This window comes from Pseudomonas sp. lyk4-R2A-10, from assembly GCF_030209075.1.
GTDB lineage: Bacteria > Pseudomonadota > Gammaproteobacteria > Pseudomonadales > Pseudomonadaceae > Aquipseudomonas > Aquipseudomonas glycinae.
In genome coordinates, this window is the sequence record NZ_JARVSR010000004.1 from 223990 (window position 1) to 239901 (window position 15912).

Genomic DNA, 15912 nt, shown 5'->3' on the forward strand with positions numbered 1-15912 from the left:
TCTGGCATGGACAGCCACCTTAAAGAGCGGACCCCATGAAACGCCTGCCACTCGACGACAGCTTCAAGGTCAATCGCAACCCCGTCACCCTGCGCGAAATCGTGCTGGATAAACTGCGAAGCGCCATCATGAACTTCCAGCTGCTGCCGGGCGATCGCCTGGTGGAGCGCGATCTGTGCGATCGCCTGGGCGTGAGCCGTACGTCGGTGCGTGAAGCCTTGCGTCACCTGGAATCTGAAGGCCTGGTGGAGTTCGCCGACGCCAAGGGCCCGCGGGTAGCGATCATCACCCTCGCCGATGCCGTCGACATCTATGAACTGCGCTGCGTGCTCGAAGGCCTGATCGTTCAGCTCTTTACCCTGCGCGCCAAAGCCAAAGACATCAAGGCCCTGGAAAAAGCCCTCGACGAGAACCGCAAGGCGCTCAAGGACGGCGAGCTGCAACAGGTGATCGACTCGGTGCAGGGTTTCTACGACGTGCTGCTGGAAGGCTCGGGCAACCATGTCGCGGCCACTCAACTGCGTCAGTTGCAGGCGCGCATCAGCTACCTGCGGGCGACGTCGGTGTCACAGGAAAACCGTCGCGGCGCGAGCAACCAGGAAATGGAAAAAATGGTCGAGGCGATCAAGAGCGGCGATCCGCTGGCGGCGCATCAGGCGTGCGTCGATCACGTTCGCGCCGCCGCTGCCGTGGCCCTCGATTATCTGAAGCGCAAACAGGAAGAGACAGGCGCCACTCCACCGATCACCCTGCCCATCGCGCTGAAAGAACCGCGCATAGGTCACTGACATGTTCAGCCCGAGCTTTTGCCCGAAATGCGGTGGCGCTGACCTCGGTCAGCAGGTGCCGCCGGGCGATACGCACGAGCGCCTGATGTGCCGCGGCTGCGGCTACATCCACTATGTAAACCCGAAGATCATCGCCGGCTGCATCATCGAGCAGGACGGCAAATACCTCTTGTGCCAACGGGCGATTCCCCCCCGCCCCGGCACTTGGACCCTGCCCGCCGGTTTCATGGAAAGCGGCGAAACCACCGAACAGGCCGCCCTGCGCGAAGTCTGGGAAGAAAGCGGCGTACGCGCGGAGATCGTCTCGCCTTATTCAATCTTCAGCGTGCCGAAGATCAGCGAGGTCTACATCATCTTCCGCGCACTCGCGCTGGAAATCACTGGCGAGTACGGTCCGGAAACCCTCGCCTGCAAATTCTTCGCCCCCGAAGACATCCCCTGGGAGCAGATCTACTACCCGGCGATCCGGCAGATCCTCGAACGCTACATCGAGGAACGCCAAGCCGGGGTGTATGGCATGTACATGGGCAATGACGACAGCGGCAAGATTCATTTCATGCGTTGATCAGCCGTCACTTGCAAGAGATACAGAGCCCGGCCCGATTCCTCGGTAGATAGGTGCTCAGTCCGGCATCGCACGAATAATATCCGCCAGATCATCTTTGGTGATTTCATTGGCTTTGAGAGCAGCGGAGATGTCTTTCTTGGAGAGCGGGAAACGCTTGAAAATGTCTTTCAAGGTATCGGCATCAATATTGGCCAGCCAAAGAGGATCGATAAAAGAACCGCCATATTCAGGTTTCATTGGGACTTCTTCGTGGGCAATGGCACCTTTGTGATTCAGATACACAACATAACGATCGTGCCCTTCAGGAAAGCTTTTATCGTGATATAGCGTTGTTCCCATCGGCAGGACATAGTAATTGTCATCGCCACCTTGCCCTTCGATCAGCAGTGGCTCTTTAGTTTTAATCATCTTCATAGTGTGTTCCTTTGCAGTATCGCCAAAAATCAGAAAAGCCATAAAGACTGCATTTACAAATAAGGCCGCCGTCAGCCAAAAGCCAATCTGCCTATTTGTAAACATTCTTTTTATCATAGTGCGCCTCAGTATTCCCTTCGAGCATGGCTTGTAAATCCGCAGGCATGAAAATCCCGTCCTGAGGTTTGGTCTGCGTGCGCGCAGCCTGCCTTTCCAGGAATGACAATCCACGCATTTCGCTATATTTGGACGGATTCTGCACGATTGGCTTACCCGAAATTTTGGCTCCCGCTATCGTTACAGTTGTGCAGTTATTGGTGGTTGGATGATAGTTGGACGGCAATACATAGCGCGCAGACGTTGCTGTCTTTCTTCTCAGCTCCTTTTTCTGGGCGACAATACCGTCGAAGTGAGCGATAACGGCCTCAGCGGTTGCACTATCCAAAAAATAAACAAATCCAGTTGTTGTGCGCCCCAAGCTGTTCTCACCCGAGATGTACGCTTTGAAGGATGTCCAAACGTTCAGCACTCCCTCCCCTTCGCTATCAAACGTCCCCCAGGTTTTTCCATAGCGCCCAAAGTCATAGGTGATGTCTTTAGAACCAACCACTACGTGTAAAGCAGCATGTCCGAAAGGATGCTCTTCCTTGTCACGGGTGTAAGGGCCACCCACAAGTATCTCCATATATGCACCCGACACGACTACTTGGTTGGTTTTTGTAGTTTTCCCCGATGCGCCTGTACTTTTTGCTGCCTGTGTCGTGCTGGTAGTTTTAGTAGGCTGAACCATTAAAGATGTTCCGTATCTTCAAGTTTCGGGAATTTAATACTGCAACTTCCCCTAGGGATGTTTGCAACATGCACGAAGCCGTTTTCGTCAAGGACACCTGTCATCAACGTTCCATCGGGGAGTGTCAGTTCGTACGCCTCGTTGGCAACAGGCTCATCTCTATCGTTCAGCAACTGAAACTCGACAAACGTCTTTTCTTTCAGGAACTGCGAGAAAAAGCTAGTGGGCGCCCCCCCACCGGATTCACCCACGAAGGTATCGGGAGACCCGGCAGTGATCGTCGCTCCGCAGGCTGTCTGCGAGCCTACGTGTGCTACATCTTTTCCCAGACCGAACACGTGAGGAGCACCCGTCGTTATGGGATTACTGCCGTGAACCGGGCAGGAATATGTGTCTCCTACCAAAGCAACAGGCATTGAGTTAACGAAAATAGGGCTCGATCCAGTGGTGATATTTCCGCCGTGACTTCCTGGGTCTCCAAGTCGTGCGACTGGCTTTCCTGCCATCGTTTCTCTCCTTTGAACGTCACAATGGCTGGATAGTAACCGATCCTTGATCACTCCTGAACGAGCAAAATACGAAACGGAACCGGCTTACAGGACTGGTTGCGTTTTCCGGCGTGCCGCTGGTTGACGGCCCTAGCCCCACTCCCTATCCTCGCGCCTGTCACGACTCATTCGTGATCGGGTTTGACGGCCCGTAATCTTCTCACGACGTGCATAGCCTTCTCTGCTCGAGCACTCCTGTGTCCGATGCATTCTTTATGGCGACTGTGCGCGGGGCATCTTCGGGTGCGCCGGTGTCCGTGAGAGCCGGTCCGTCAACCCACGCACAGTTGCCACCCAATTTCGTTTGACGGCGTTTTTGTGGCAGCTCTACTGGATCTTACGGAGCTACACCCATGACGGAATCGACCATAGAACTCATCCCCTACACTCGCCGCGATCGACTCAGACAATTCCTAGTCGACAATATGTCGATAGCGCTGAGAAGAACCTTCACAGGCAATCTTCAGGCAGGTGCTGGCGTATGAATACCCACATTTCAATGACCCACAACGAAGACAGCATTCCAGTGCTCCTGGTCTCAACACTGGCACCGCTGGACGTTTTGCACAGCAGCGCGGCGAGCAGGTTTTTGGCAGCTACACAGATGATGGAAAGCCTCGCCAGCCTGGATATTTCAGCTGCCAAGGGTGTCGATGTGCAGCAACTCGCCCACGCAGCAGCGATTTTGCTTCGTGACGGCTGTGATGTAATGGATGTATTAGGGCGGCAGATTCAAGCACAAGCCTGAGCAAAGAATCACAGCCCTTAACCGCTGATAGCTGCGATCTTCTGATTACGAAAAAGAGCATCAAAAGATCGCAGCCACCATCGATTCGCCAGTTCCTCTGGAATCGTAAACAAGCGCTTACGGCGCCATCCCTTCCACAATAACGATCTCCGCCCGCGCCCACTCCTCGCGATAGCTTTTCGCTTCCTGATACGCCGCCGAGCGATAGCACGCCACCGCCTTCTCGTAGCTGTCGAACTCGATCACCACGCTGCGCTGCGGCGTCGTCCGCCCTTCCATTGCTTCGCTGCGCCCGCCTCTGGCCAAGAACTTCGCGCCGAACTCGGCGAACGCTTTCGGCGCGCGCTGGGTGTATTGGCTGTAGTGATCGGGATCGGTGATGTCCACGTGAGCAATCCAGTACGCCTTCATAGTGACCTCTTGGTTGATTTTGTATTATGGTATACCACAAATTTCATCCACATCGAGAGTCCAGCATGGCCTTCAACAGCATCGAAGAAATCATCGAAGATTATCGCCTTGGCAAAATGGTGTTGCTGGTCGATGACGAGGATCGGGAAAACGAAGGTGACCTGCTGCTGGCCGCCGACCGTTGCACGCCCGAGGCGATCAGTTTCATGGCCCGTGAGGCTCGAGGGCTGATCTGCCTCACGTTGACCGACGATCATTGCCAGCGCCTGGGACTGGAGCAAATGGTGCCGAGCAATGGCAGCGTATTCAGCACCGCGTTCACGGTTTCCATCGAAGCGGCGGTCGGCGTGACTACCGGCATTTCTGCTGCCGACCGCGCCTGCACGGTGGCCGCGGCGGTGGCGCCAAATGCTCGCGCAGAAGACCTGGTGCAGCCCGGTCATATCTTTCCGTTGCGCGCCAAGGAAGGTGGCGTGTTGACCCGTGCCGGTCACACCGAAGCCGGTTGTGATCTGGCGCGGCTGGCGGGTTTCACGCCGGCCTCGGTGATCGTCGAGGTGATGAACGACGACGGCACCATGGCCCGTCGTCCGGATCTGGAAGTCTTCGCGCGCAAGCACGGGATCAAGATCGGCACCATCGCCGACCTGATCCACTATCGCCTGAGCACCGAACACACCATCGAGCGCATCGGCGAACGGGAGTTGCCGACGGTGCATGGCACCTTTCGTTTGATCACTTTCGAGGACCGCATCGAGGGCGGCGTGCACATGGCGATGGTCATGGGCGAATTGCGCCGTGAGGAACCGACGCTGGTGCGCGTGCATGTGATCGATCCGTTGCGCGATCTGGTCGGCGCCGAGTACAGCGGGCCGACAAACTGGACGTTGTGGGCAGCGCTGCAACGGGTCGCGGCCGAAGGGCATGGCGTGGTCGTGGTGCTGGCCAATCATGAGTCGTCCCAGGCGCTGCTGGAGCGCATTCCGCAACTGACTCAGCCGCCTCGACAGTTCAGTCGCTCGCAATCGCGGATCTATTCGGAGGTCGGCACCGGGGCGCAGATTCTGCAGAACCTGGGCGTAGGCAAGCTGCGCCACTTGGGCCCGCCGCTGAAGTATGCCGGGTTGACTGGGTACGATCTTGAGGTGGTAGAGAGCATTCCGTTTACCGAGTGATTCGATGTTGCATTTCAAGCGGCTAATGCTGCCCTCACCCCAGCCCTCTCCCAGAGGGAGAGGGAGCCGACCGAGTTGTTTTACCGCTATACATCGACCTGAAACTCAGAGTCGAACTCGAGTTTTGAACAGCATAGAGATCTGCTCCCTCTCCCTCCGGGAGAGGGCTGGGGTGAGGGGTCGGATCTAAAATCCAGCCAAAATCCCCACATCGAACACCTCAAAAACCATAAGCCGCCAGATAGCCGGTAAGGCAAAGTGCTTGCACAAAGTTTGGAATACCATAATATGATATTCCATAGACCGGACGACCTGAAAAACCGTCCAGCTACTGCTCCCGACAGGCGGGCAACAACGCAAGCCCGCTCAAAAACACAACAATGAGGGCGTAAAAATGGTGTTGAACAAAGCTGCAACCGCGATCTTTTTCGCGGGACTGCTGAGCGTGACCGGTCAGGCCGCGATGGCCGCCGAGAGTGTGAACTTTGTCAGCTGGGGCGGTAGCACCCAGGATGCGCAGAAACAGGCCTGGGCCGATCCGTTCAGCAAGGCCAGCGGCATCACCGTCGTGCAGGACGGCCCGACCGACTACGGCAAACTCAAGGCCATGGTCGAAAGCGGCAACGTGCAATGGGACGTGGTCGACGTCGAAGCCGACTTTGCCCTGCGCGCCGCTGCCGAAGGCCTGCTCGAACCCCTCGATTTCAAACAGATCCAGCGCGACAAGATCGACCCGCGTTTCGTCAGCGACTACGGCGTCGGCTCATTCTTCTTCTCCTTCGTCCTCGGCTACAACGAGGGCAAACTCGGCGCCAACAAGCCGCAGGACTGGAGCGCGCTGTTCGACACCAAGACCTTCCCCGGCAAACGCGCCCTCTATAAATGGCCGAGCCCCGGTGTACTGGAACTGGCCCTGCTCGCCGATGGCGTAGCGGCCGACAAGCTCTACCCGCTGGATCTGGATCGCGCCTTCAAGAAACTCGACACCATCAAGAAAGACATCGTCTGGTGGGGCGGCGGCGCGCAGTCGCAGCAACTGCTGGCCTCCGGTGAAGCGAGCATGGGCCAGTTCTGGAACGGCCGGATTCACGCCCTGCAGGAAGACGGCGCACCGGTCGGCGTAAGCTGGAAACAGAACCTGGTCATGGCCGACATTCTGGTGGTGCCAAAGGGCTCGAAAAACAAGGACGCGGCGATGAAGTTCCTGGCCAGCGCCAGTAGCGCGAAGGGCCAGGCCGACTTCTCCAACCTGACCGCTTACGCCCCGGTCAACGTCGACAGCGTGGCGCGTCTGGACTCGACGCTGGCCCCGAACCTGCCGACTGCCTACGCTAAGGATCAGATCACTCTTGATTTCGCGTACTGGGCCAAGAACGGTCCGGCCATCGCGACACGGTGGAACGAATGGCTGGTCAAATGAAAATGGCGGCCACCGCATCCCGTCCCTCCACTGCCACCGGGAGCGCCCCGAGCGCTGCCGGCCTGGCATCCGGCAAGGCGAGTGCAATGGCGCACGCCCCGTCCCTCAAGCAACGCTGGCGCGGCGCCGGCAACCTCGCGCCGGCGCTGTTGTTCCTCGGTCTGTTCTTTCTCGCCCCGCTGATTGGTTTGTTGCTGCGCGGCGTGCTGGAACCGGTGCCGGGCCTCGGCAACTATGAGCAACTGTTCGCTAACTCGGCCTACGCCCGGGTGCTGTTCAACACCTTTTCGGTAGCGGGATTGGTGACGGTGTTCAGCCTGCTGCTGGGCTTTCCGCTGGCCTGGGCAATCACCCTGGTGCCGCGTGGCTGGGGCCGCTGGATCCTCAACATCGTGCTGCTGTCGATGTGGACCAGCCTCCTGGCCCGCACCTATTCGTGGCTGGTGCTGTTGCAGGCTTCGGGTGTCATCAATAAAGCCTTGATGGCGATGGGCATCATCGATCAGCCGCTGGAAATGGTGCACAACCTGACCGGCGTGGTGATCGGCATGAGCTACATCATGATTCCGTTCATCGTGCTGCCGTTGCAGGCGACCATGCAGGCCATCGACCCGATGATCCTGCAGGCCGGCTCGATCTGCGGCGCGAGCCCGTGGACCAACTTCTTTCGGGTGTTCCTGCCGCTGTGCCGGCCGGGTCTGGCGTCCGGCGGCTTGATGGTGTTCGTGATGTCGCTCGGTTACTACGTCACCCCGGCGCTGCTGGGCGGGGCGCAGAACATGATGCTGCCGGAATTCATCATTCAGCAGGTGCAGTCGTTCCTCAATTGGGGCCTGGCCAGCGCCGGCGCCGCGTTGCTGATCGTCATCACGCTGGTTCTGTTCTACGTCTACCTGAAGCTGCAGCCGGAATCCCCGGTTGGCGCCAGTCACGCGAGGTAAGCCAACATGCTCCTGACGCCCAATGCCATGAGTCGCCGGATGCGCTTCGGCCTGTATTTCACCACCGGGTTGATCGGCCTGTTCCTGCTGTTGCCGATCGTGTTCATTGTCCTGCTGTCGTTCGGTTCGTCCCAGTGGCTGGTGTTCCCGCCACCGGGCTGGACGCTGAAATGGTACGTGCAGTTCTTCTCCAACGCCGACTGGATGAGCGCAGCGCTGGCCAGCCTCAAGGTCGCGGTGCTGACCACGATCTGCGCTGTCGCCTTGGGTTTACCGACTGCCTTTGCGCTGGTGCGCGGACGCTTCCCCGGTCGGGAAATGCTCTACGGCCTGTTTACCCTGCCGATGATCGTGCCACTGGTGATCATCGCCGTGGCGGTGTACGCGCTGTTCCTCAAGCTCGGCTACACCGGCACGATGTTCGCCTTCGTCGTCAGCCATGTGATCGTCGCGCTGCCGTTCACCATCATCTCGATCATCAACTCGCTGAAGCTGTTCGATCAGTCGATTGAAGACGCGGCGGTGATCTGCGGTGCGTCACGCCTGCAAGCGGTGTTCAAGGTGACGTTCCCGGCGATCCGCCCGGGGATGGTGGCCGGCGCCCTCTTCGCCTTCCTGGTTTCGTGGGACGAAGTGGTGCTCAGCGTGATGATGGCCAGCCCGACCCTGCAAACCCTTCCCGTGAAAATGTGGACCACCCTGCGCCAGGACCTGACGCCCGTGATCGCCGTCGCTTCGACGCTGCTGATCGGCCTGTCGGTATTGGTCATGGTGATCGCCGCCGCCCTGCGCCGGCGCAACGAAATCAGCGCCTGAGCGCCCAGGAGTACGACATGAGTGCCGTGATCAAAGACGCATCCCAGCAGAACGACAAACCCCTGGTCAGCCTGCGCAACCTGAACAAGCACTACGGCGATTTCGCGGCCGTGGACAACATCTCGCTGGACATCAAGGACGGCGAATTCCTGACCTTCCTCGGCTCCAGCGGCTCGGGCAAAAGCACCACGCTGTCGATGCTCGCCGGTTTCGAAACGCCGAGCAGCGGCGAGATCCTGGTCAACGGCCAGTCGTTGGTCAACGTGCCGCCGCACAAGCGCGACATCGGCATGGTGTTCCAGCGCTATTCGCTGTTCCCGCATCTGTCGGTGCGCGACAACATCGCGTTCCCGCTGGCGATCCGCAAACTCGCGGCTGCCGAGCGCGACAAGCGCGTCGATGCGATGTTGAAACTGGTGCAGCTCGAACAATTTGCCCATCGCCGCCCTTCGCAACTCTCTGGTGGCCAGCAGCAACGGGTCGCCATCGCTCGCGCTCTGGTTTACGAGCCACGCATTCTGCTGATGGACGAACCGCTCGGCGCGCTGGACAAGAAACTTCGCGAAGACCTGCAGGATGAATTGCGCCAGCTGCACCGCCGCCTCGGCATCACCATCGTCTACGTGACCCACGACCAGGAAGAAGCCATGCGCCTGTCCCAGCGCATCGCAATTTTCAGCCACGGCAAGATTGTCGGGCTCGGCAGCGGTTATGACCTTTATCAGAATCCGCCGAATGCGTTTGTGGCTTCGTTTCTGGGTAACTCGAACTTTCTCAAGCTCAAGGCGCAGGGCAATGCGGCGGCGAGTTTTGAGGGGCAGTCGCTGTCGATCCGTCTCACCGCTGGATTGCAGACCGAGCAGGATGTTTTGCTGATGGTGCGTCCGGAGAAGGCGTTGGCGTTGAGTGTGCAGCAGGCGAATGACGAGCCGTTGGCGGCCGGCTGGAATGAGGTTTCGGCGAAGGTGGTCGAGGTGTTGTTTCTGGGTGAGAGCCAGACTTGCAGTGTGGTGACGTCGGGTGGCACGTCCATGACCGTGAAAGCATTGTCGGCGGCGGGGATGCCGCTGAAGGCTGGGGATCCGGTTCGGGTGCGTTGGGCGACGGCGGATGCTTGCGTTTATACGGAGTGGGCCGAGAGTGATTTGAACAAAGCCGCCGGCGCGCACTGATTCAATAGAGACTGCGTGTCACTTCTGGCCACCGCAACGTCGGGTTGCGGTGGCCATTTTTTCAGACAATGGCTTTAAAGCCCTCAATCTCATCCGGCCAAGCCGTCAACACTTCAAACCCGTCGTCAGTCACCGCAATCATGTGCTCCCACTGCGCCGACAATGAATGATCCTTGGTCACCACCGTCCAGCCATCCGCCAGACTCTTCACATGCCGCTTGCCGGCATTGAGCATCGGCTCGATGGTGAAGATCATCCCCGCCTTCAACTTCAAGCCCTGCTCTGGATAACCGTAATGCAGCACCTGCGGTTCATCGTGATAAACCTTGCCGATCCCGTGCCCGCAATACTCGCGCACCACGCTGAACCCTTCCTTCTCCGCCAGCGTCTGGATCGCATGACCGATGTCGCCCAACGTGGCGCCCGGTCGGACGACGCGGATGCCCGCGCACATCGCGTCGTAGGTTGTCTTGATCAGGTGCCGAGCCTCGGGCGTCGGCTCACCGACCACGTACATGCGGCTGGTATCGCCGAACCAGCCGTTCTTGATCACCGCGATGTCGAGGTTGACGATGTCGCCATCCTTCAACACGCGCTTCGAAGGAATGCCGTGGCAGACCACTTCGTTGACTGACGCACAAACGGTTTTCGGAAAGCCGTGATAACCGACGTTAGCCGGAATCGCCTTCTGCACATTGACGATGTAGTCGTTGCACAACTGGTCGAGCTGGTCGGTGGTGACGCCAGCCTTGACGTGCGGCACCAGCATTGCCAGCACCTCGGCGGCCAGTCTGCCGGCCTCTCGGGATTGGGCGATTTCGGCCTGGGTGTTGATCTTGATCGGATTTCTCATGCCTTGGCCGCCTCTTTGACCGAGGCGTTCTGCGCGGCATCCGCCAGGGCACAGACTTGCTGCAGATCCAGACCGCCCGACTGTTCGGCGCGAATCAGCAACCGGCAAATGGCGTGGTGATCAAGGTCGGGATACAGCTCGGCGAGCATGCCGATGCGCATCCAGTGTTCGGCCTGCGCGTTGATCGAGCGGCTGAGTGCGTTGCTGGAGATGCGCAGATTCTCGTGCATGTCCTCTGAAATCTTTACGATGCCCATGGCAATATCCGATACGAAATGTATATGGATCGTATATTAATCGTGCATCGTCCGGGATTGCAAATTTTGCGCGTCCGGCAAATCGCAGGCAAAAAAAAGCTGCCCAGTAGGCAGCCGAATCATGAAAAGCACGCGATGTATTGGGGCCAAGTATGGGCAGCCGATAATGACAGTGTCATGACAGCGATTAATTCACCGAACCGCCCTGCCCGCGTCATCAGGCTGTCATCGAACCCACGGCAGAATTCTCGCAAACCGTCCCGCGCCTCCCGACGGATGATTTGCAAGGATCCCCATGAAAGAAGACACCTCGCTGTTTGCCGCCATCGACCTCGGTTCCAATGCCTTTCGCATGATGATCGGCCAGTCGGTACGCAGCAGAAAGGGCTTCATGATCCAGGAGGTCAAAACCTTGCGTGAGCCGGTGCGGCTGGCGGAAGGCTTCGACGGTCGGGCGCTCGACGAAATGGCACTGGATCGCGGCTGGCAGGCGCTGGCGCGGTTCGGCAAGAAGCTGCGCGGTTTCGAGCCCGGTCGCGTGCGCGCAGTTGCGACCAGCGCGGTGCGCGAGGCCGACAATGCGCAGCTGTTCCTGGCCAGTGCGGAGCGGCATCTGGGGTTTCGCACCGATGTGATTTCCGGGCATGAAGAAGCGCGTCTGGTCTACGCCGGTGTGGCCCACACCCTGCCGGTCGCCGATGACATGCGTCTAGTGGTCGACATTGGCGGCGGCTCCACCGAGCTGATTCTCGGCCAGGGATCACAACCGCTCCTGACCGAAAGCATCGCCCTCGGCAGCGGCACCTTGAGCACCCGCTACTTTCGCAACGGTGAGATTTCCCCCGGCGCCCTGCAAGAAGCCGAACGCGTAGCCATCCTGCAATTCGAAAAAGTCGCCCGCCGTTATCGCGCCCAGGGCTGGCAGCAGACCATCGGCTCCTCGGGCACCGCGCGGATGCTCGCCAAAGTGCTCAAGGCCAATCGCCTGAACGATCATGGCGAGAGCGGCATCACCTACGGCGGCCTGTTGCGGCTGTCGTTACGCCTGCTGGAAGTCAGCAATGTTCAACAGCTGAAACTGGCCGGCCTGCAACCCCATCGCCAGAGCATCCTGCCCGGCGGTCTGGTGGTCATGCTGGCAGCATTCAAAGTGTTCGGCATCTCGCAAATGGTGCCGTCCGAACCCGGCTTGCGGCTGGGCGTGCTGCACGGTCTGATGAGCAACCACTGAGCGATTTCTGCTGCAGGATTTTCACTGCCGGATCAAGCGGTTCGTGACGGCGAAGACGCCCTTTCAATACTCGATGACGCCTGCGTATAAACCCCTGCAAATCACTTCCTTCCCCTCGCTGATTTCGTTCTATCGTTAGATCGAAATGGCAGTATTTCCGGCCGTTTAAAGGTTGCGACAGCGCAGGTCTGAGCCTATGTTGCACGCGAGCTTTTTCCCCGCGAATGGAACGCGATCAACACCACAAAGAGGTGAAGAGATGTCAAAGGATTCACGCCCTGCCGTACTTGGGCTGATCGGCAATACGCCGCTGGTACAAGTCACCCGCTTCGATACCGGTCCCTGCACCCTGTTTCTCAAACTCGAATCACAAAACCCCGGCGGTTCGATCAAGGACCGCATCGGTCTGGCCATGATCGACGCCGCTGAGCGCGATGGTCGCCTGCAACCCGGCGGCACGATCGTCGAGGCCACCGCCGGCAACACCGGTCTGGGCCTGGCCCTGGTCGGCCGCGCCAAGGGCTACCGCGTCGTGCTGGTGGTGCCGGACAAAATGTCCACCGAAAAAGTCCTGCACCTCAAAGCCATGGGCGCCGAAGTGCACATCACCCGCTCCGATGTCGGCAAGGGCCATCCCGAGTATTACCAGGATGTCGCCGCGCGTCTGGCCAAGGACATTCCCGGCGCGTTCTTCGCCGACCAGTTCAACAACCCCGCCAACCCACTGGCCCACGAGTGCAGCACTGGACCAGAAATCTGGGCCCAGACCGAGCATGACCTCGACGCGATCGTGGTCGGTGTCGGCTCGGCCGGCACGCTGACCGGCCTGACACGCTTCTTCAAGCGCGTGCAACCGGATCTGGAAATGGTCCTGGCCGACCCGGTCGGTTCGGTGATGGCTGAATACAGCCGTAGCAAGCATCTAGGCACCGCAGGTTCGTGGGCGGTGGAAGGCATCGGCGAGGACTTCATTCCGTCGATCACCGACCTGTCGAGCGTGCGCAGCGCCTACTCGATCAGCGACGAAGAAAGCTTCGATCACGCCCGTCAGCTGCTGAAAGCCGAAGGCATCCTCGGTGGTTCGTCCACCGGCACCCTGCTCGCCGCCGCGCTGCGCTACTGCCGCGAACAGACCGAGCCGAAACGCGTGGTCAGCTTTGTCTGCGACACCGGGACTCGCTACCTGTCGAAGGTCTACAACGACCAGTGGATGACCGATCAGGGACTGCTGCAGCGCAAACGCTACGGCGACTTGCGCGACCTGATCGCCCGACGCTTCGAAGACGGCAAAGTCGTCAGCGTCGGCCCGGACGATACGCTGATGACCGCGTTCCAGCGCATGCGCCTGGCCGACGTTTCACAACTGCCGGTGCTGGTGGATGGCAAGCAACTGGTCGGTGTGATCGACGAGTCGGACATTCTGGTGCGTGTGCACGAAGACGCTTCGCTCTTCAGCAAACCCGTTTCCAGCGCGATGACCGACAAGTTGCAAACCCTCGCCCCCGGCGCGACGCTGGCTGAACTGGAAGCCGTACTCAGCAGCGGCCTGGTGGCCATCATCGCCGACGCTTCAGGCTTCCACGGCCTGATCACCCGCGTCGACATGCTCAATCAATTACGGAGATCCCTGGCATGAGCCAGCACGACAAGAACGCCCGTCAACAGGGCTTCGCCACCCGCGTGATCCACGCCGGGCAAACGCCGGACCCGACCACCGGCGCGCTGATGCCGCCGATCTACGCCAACTCCACGTACCTGCAGGACAGCCCTGGCGTGCACAAGGGTTTCGACTATGGCCGCTCGCACAACCCGACGCGTTTTGCCCTGGAGCGCTGCGTGGCGGATCTGGAGGGTGGCACCCAGGCGTTCGCCTTCGCGTCCGGGCTGGCGACGATTTCCACCGTACTCGAACTGATCGATGCCGGCTCGCACATCGTGTCCGGCAATGACCTGTACGGCGGCACGTTCCGCCTGTTCGACAAGGTGCGCCAGCGCAGTGCCGGGCATCGTTTCAGCTACGTCGATCTGGCCGATCTGTCAGCGTTCGAAGCCTCGCTGCAGGACGACACGCGCATGGTCATGGTCGAGACCCCGACCAACCCGCTGCTGAGCCTGTCCGACCTCGCCGCCATTGCGCGCATCTGCAAGGCCCGCGGGATCATCTGCGTGGCCGACAACACCTTTGCCAGCCCATGGATTCAGCGTCCTCTGGAACTGGGCTTCGACATCGTGCTGCACTCGACCACCAAGTACCTGAACGGTCACTCCGACGTGATCGGCGGGATCGCGGTCGTTGGCGACAATCCTGCGCTGGCCGAACGTCTGGGCTTTCTGCAGAACGCCGTCGGCGCCATCTCCGGCCCGTTCGACGCGTTCCTCACCCTGCGCGGTGTGAAAACCCTGGCGCTGCGTATGGAGCGTCACTGCAGCAACGCGCTGGAGCTGGCGCGCTGGCTGGAGCAGCAGCCGCAGGTCAAACGCGTCTACTACCCGGGTCTGGAATCCCACCCGCAACACGAACTGGCCAAGCGTCAGATGCGTGGTTTCGGCGGAATGATTTCCCTGGATCTGAACAGTGATCTGGCAGGCGCCCGGCGTTTCCTGGAGAACGTGCAGATCTTCGCCCTGGCCGAAAGCCTCGGTGGTGTGGAAAGCCTGATCGAGCACCCGGCGATCATGACTCACGCGACCATTCCGGCGGAAACCCGCGCCAAACTTGGCATCGGTGACAGCCTGGTGCGTCTGTCGGTGGGCGTCGAGGACATCGAGGACCTGCGTGCGGATCTGGCGCAGGCGTTGGCCAGTATCTAACGCCGGAAAACGTCAAAGCCCGCGCGAGGCGGGCTTTGGTATTTGAGTAGGCGGCCAGTGCTGGTCTCTGGCTTACGAGGTTTCTCAGGACTCCCACAGTACAGGCAATGTGCTCTGCTGCTTCACACGGCATAAGGGCTGGAACCCAGCGCGGGGTTCTTTCTAACCGTGTACCCTTCGGAACGCGCCCAACGCTTCCTCGCTATCCGCTTGCGCATCAGTCTGCGTCTTCGCCTACATTCTTGAGCCTAGCAAACACGCTGCATTGCGCTACGCGTTTTTTAGACTGATTGTTTTCTAACCCCGATCTGCAAGGAAGCGAACCGACTATCGCCTTCACGGCCCTTCAGCCTGCCTCCCGCCAAGGGCGAACTATACTTTTCAGTTCGCTGTCCAGATTTCCTGTAAACCGTCGACACCCGTGCACCCTCCGGTGCCCCCGTGCCATTCACCAATCTGGTTGACCCCGGGCCGACGAGCCTTCCGTCAATGAACGAATGACGGCTAATGCTCGGTTGCTGTGTGGCTGATGGGGCGTGGAGAACATCATGAAGCATACGCTTTGGCCGGGCCTTGTCCTGGCAGTTGCAGCAACGGTGGCAATGCCCAATGTCTGGGCTGCGAAGGCGCAGGCATTGGCGTCGGATGGGGCGGATCATGTGGGGGCGGGGGCGGTGGCTTCTGATGGATCGGATCATGTTGGCGCCGGCGCCGTTGCCTCTGACGGCTCCGATCATGTCGGTGCTGGCGCGGTAGCTTCTGACGGCGCGGACCACGTTGGCGCCGGAGCAGTTGCCTCCGACGGCTCCGATCACGTTGGCGCTGGCGCCGTTGCCTCCGACGGCGCGGATCACGTCGGCGCTGGTGCTGTTGCTTCTGACGGCTCCGATCACGTCGGCGCAGGAGCCGTTGCTTCTGACGGCTCCGATCACGTCGGCGCAGGAGCCGTTGCTTCCGACGGCGCGGATC

Annotated in this window: 18 protein-coding genes; 12 read left to right on the top strand and 6 right to left on the bottom strand. The window is 59.7% G+C overall.

Going from position 1 to position 15912, the window contains the following annotated elements:
* Window positions 1–35: 35 nt before the first annotated feature.
* On the top strand, window positions 36–788 hold the full coding sequence (locus QRN46_RS08525; RefSeq protein WP_011334614.1) for a GntR family transcriptional regulator: 753 nt from the start codon (window positions 36–38) through the stop codon (window positions 786–788).
* A gap of 1 nt (window position 789) precedes the next feature.
* The gene (locus QRN46_RS08530; RefSeq protein ID WP_011334615.1) at window positions 790–1353 is read left to right on the top strand and encodes an NUDIX hydrolase; all 564 of its coding nucleotides are present in this window, start codon (window positions 790–792) and stop codon (window positions 1351–1353) included.
* Between the two features lie 57 nt (window positions 1354–1410).
* Here the strand turns inward: QRN46_RS08530 and QRN46_RS08535 are convergent, their stop codons facing one another.
* The 3 genes from QRN46_RS08535 to QRN46_RS08545 all read right to left on the bottom strand — a co-directional run bounded on the left by QRN46_RS08535 (window position 1411) and on the right by QRN46_RS08545 (window position 3066).
* A complete protein-coding gene (locus QRN46_RS08535; protein WP_236676608.1) occupies window positions 1411–1770 on the bottom strand; it encodes a hypothetical protein in 360 nt (119 codons plus the stop codon).
* 91 nt (window positions 1771–1861) lie between these two features.
* Window positions 1862–2560 (bottom strand): hypothetical protein, encoded by a 699-nt coding sequence (locus QRN46_RS08540; RefSeq protein WP_052912742.1) that lies wholly within the window; start codon window positions 2558–2560, stop codon window positions 1862–1864.
* Window positions 2560–3066: a PAAR domain-containing protein gene (locus QRN46_RS08545; protein WP_074688595.1), complete on the bottom strand. Its 507-nt coding sequence runs from the start codon at window positions 3064–3066 to the stop codon at window positions 2560–2562. The genes QRN46_RS08540 and QRN46_RS08545 overlap by 1 nt, the downstream gene beginning before the upstream one ends.
* 523 nt (window positions 3067–3589) lie before the next feature.
* Here QRN46_RS08545 and QRN46_RS08550 point away from each other — a divergent pair.
* The gene (locus QRN46_RS08550) at window positions 3590–3856 is read left to right on the top strand and encodes a short-chain dehydrogenase (protein ID WP_201819201.1); all 267 of its coding nucleotides are present in this window, start codon (window positions 3590–3592) and stop codon (window positions 3854–3856) included.
* A gap of 117 nt (window positions 3857–3973) precedes the next feature.
* On the opposite strand, the gene QRN46_RS08555 is transcribed toward QRN46_RS08550, so the two are convergent.
* The gene (locus tag QRN46_RS08555; RefSeq protein WP_201819200.1) at window positions 3974–4267 is read right to left on the bottom strand and encodes a DUF1330 domain-containing protein; all 294 of its coding nucleotides are present in this window, start codon (window positions 4265–4267) and stop codon (window positions 3974–3976) included.
* 65 nt (window positions 4268–4332) lie between these two features.
* On the opposite strand from QRN46_RS08555, the gene ribBA reads away from it, so the two are divergent.
* The 5 genes from ribBA to QRN46_RS08580 all read left to right on the top strand — a co-directional run bounded on the left by ribBA (window position 4333) and on the right by QRN46_RS08580 (window position 9791).
* Complete coding sequence (ribBA, locus tag QRN46_RS08560; protein ID WP_064380429.1) at window positions 4333–5442, top strand: bifunctional 3,4-dihydroxy-2-butanone-4-phosphate synthase/GTP cyclohydrolase II; 1110 nt, start codon at window positions 4333–4335, stop codon at window positions 5440–5442.
* A gap of 394 nt (window positions 5443–5836) precedes the next feature.
* On the top strand, window positions 5837–6862 hold the full coding sequence (locus tag QRN46_RS08565) for an ABC transporter substrate-binding protein (RefSeq protein WP_064597261.1): 1026 nt from the start codon (window positions 5837–5839) through the stop codon (window positions 6860–6862).
* The gene (locus QRN46_RS08570) at window positions 6859–7803 is read left to right on the top strand and encodes an ABC transporter permease (protein ID WP_011334620.1); all 945 of its coding nucleotides are present in this window, start codon (window positions 6859–6861) and stop codon (window positions 7801–7803) included. Before QRN46_RS08565 ends, QRN46_RS08570 begins: the two co-directional genes overlap by 4 nt.
* A 6-nt stretch (window positions 7804–7809) precedes the next feature.
* Window positions 7810–8619: an ABC transporter permease gene (locus QRN46_RS08575; protein ID WP_007957396.1), complete on the top strand. Its 810-nt coding sequence runs from the start codon at window positions 7810–7812 to the stop codon at window positions 8617–8619.
* 17 nt (window positions 8620–8636) lie between these two features.
* Window positions 8637–9791 carry an ABC transporter ATP-binding protein gene (locus QRN46_RS08580; protein WP_201819199.1) on the top strand — a complete coding sequence of 385 codons (1155 nt, stop codon included), beginning with the start codon at window positions 8637–8639 and terminating at the stop codon, window positions 9789–9791.
* A 61-nt stretch (window positions 9792–9852) separates the two neighbouring features.
* On the opposite strand, the gene map is transcribed toward QRN46_RS08580, so the two are convergent.
* Together map and QRN46_RS08590 are read right to left on the bottom strand one after the other, a co-directional pair.
* Window positions 9853–10644 carry a type I methionyl aminopeptidase gene (map, locus tag QRN46_RS08585; RefSeq protein WP_011334622.1) on the bottom strand — a complete coding sequence of 264 codons (792 nt, stop codon included), beginning with the start codon at window positions 10642–10644 and terminating at the stop codon, window positions 9853–9855.
* Window positions 10641–10901: a ParD-like family protein gene (locus QRN46_RS08590; RefSeq protein ID WP_011334623.1), complete on the bottom strand. Its 261-nt coding sequence runs from the start codon at window positions 10899–10901 to the stop codon at window positions 10641–10643. Before QRN46_RS08590 ends, map begins: the two co-directional genes overlap by 4 nt.
* A 295-nt stretch (window positions 10902–11196) precedes the next feature.
* Between QRN46_RS08590 and QRN46_RS08595 the strand changes: the two genes are divergently transcribed.
* From QRN46_RS08595 to QRN46_RS08610, 4 genes are all read left to right on the top strand, one after another.
* A complete protein-coding gene (locus tag QRN46_RS08595) occupies window positions 11197–12132 on the top strand; it encodes a Ppx/GppA family phosphatase (protein WP_285354529.1) in 936 nt (311 codons plus the stop codon).
* A gap of 259 nt (window positions 12133–12391) precedes the next feature.
* On the top strand, window positions 12392–13768 hold the full coding sequence (locus tag QRN46_RS08600) for a pyridoxal-phosphate dependent enzyme (RefSeq protein WP_007957391.1): 1377 nt from the start codon (window positions 12392–12394) through the stop codon (window positions 13766–13768).
* Window positions 13765–14943: a cystathionine gamma-synthase gene (locus QRN46_RS08605; RefSeq protein ID WP_011334626.1), complete on the top strand. Its 1179-nt coding sequence runs from the start codon at window positions 13765–13767 to the stop codon at window positions 14941–14943. The genes QRN46_RS08600 and QRN46_RS08605 overlap by 4 nt, the downstream gene beginning before the upstream one ends.
* Window positions 14944–15491: 548 nt before the next feature.
* Window positions 15492–15912, top strand: a 421-nt coding sequence (locus QRN46_RS08610; RefSeq protein ID WP_285354530.1) for a phage infection protein, incomplete at its 3' end; no start/stop codon positions are given.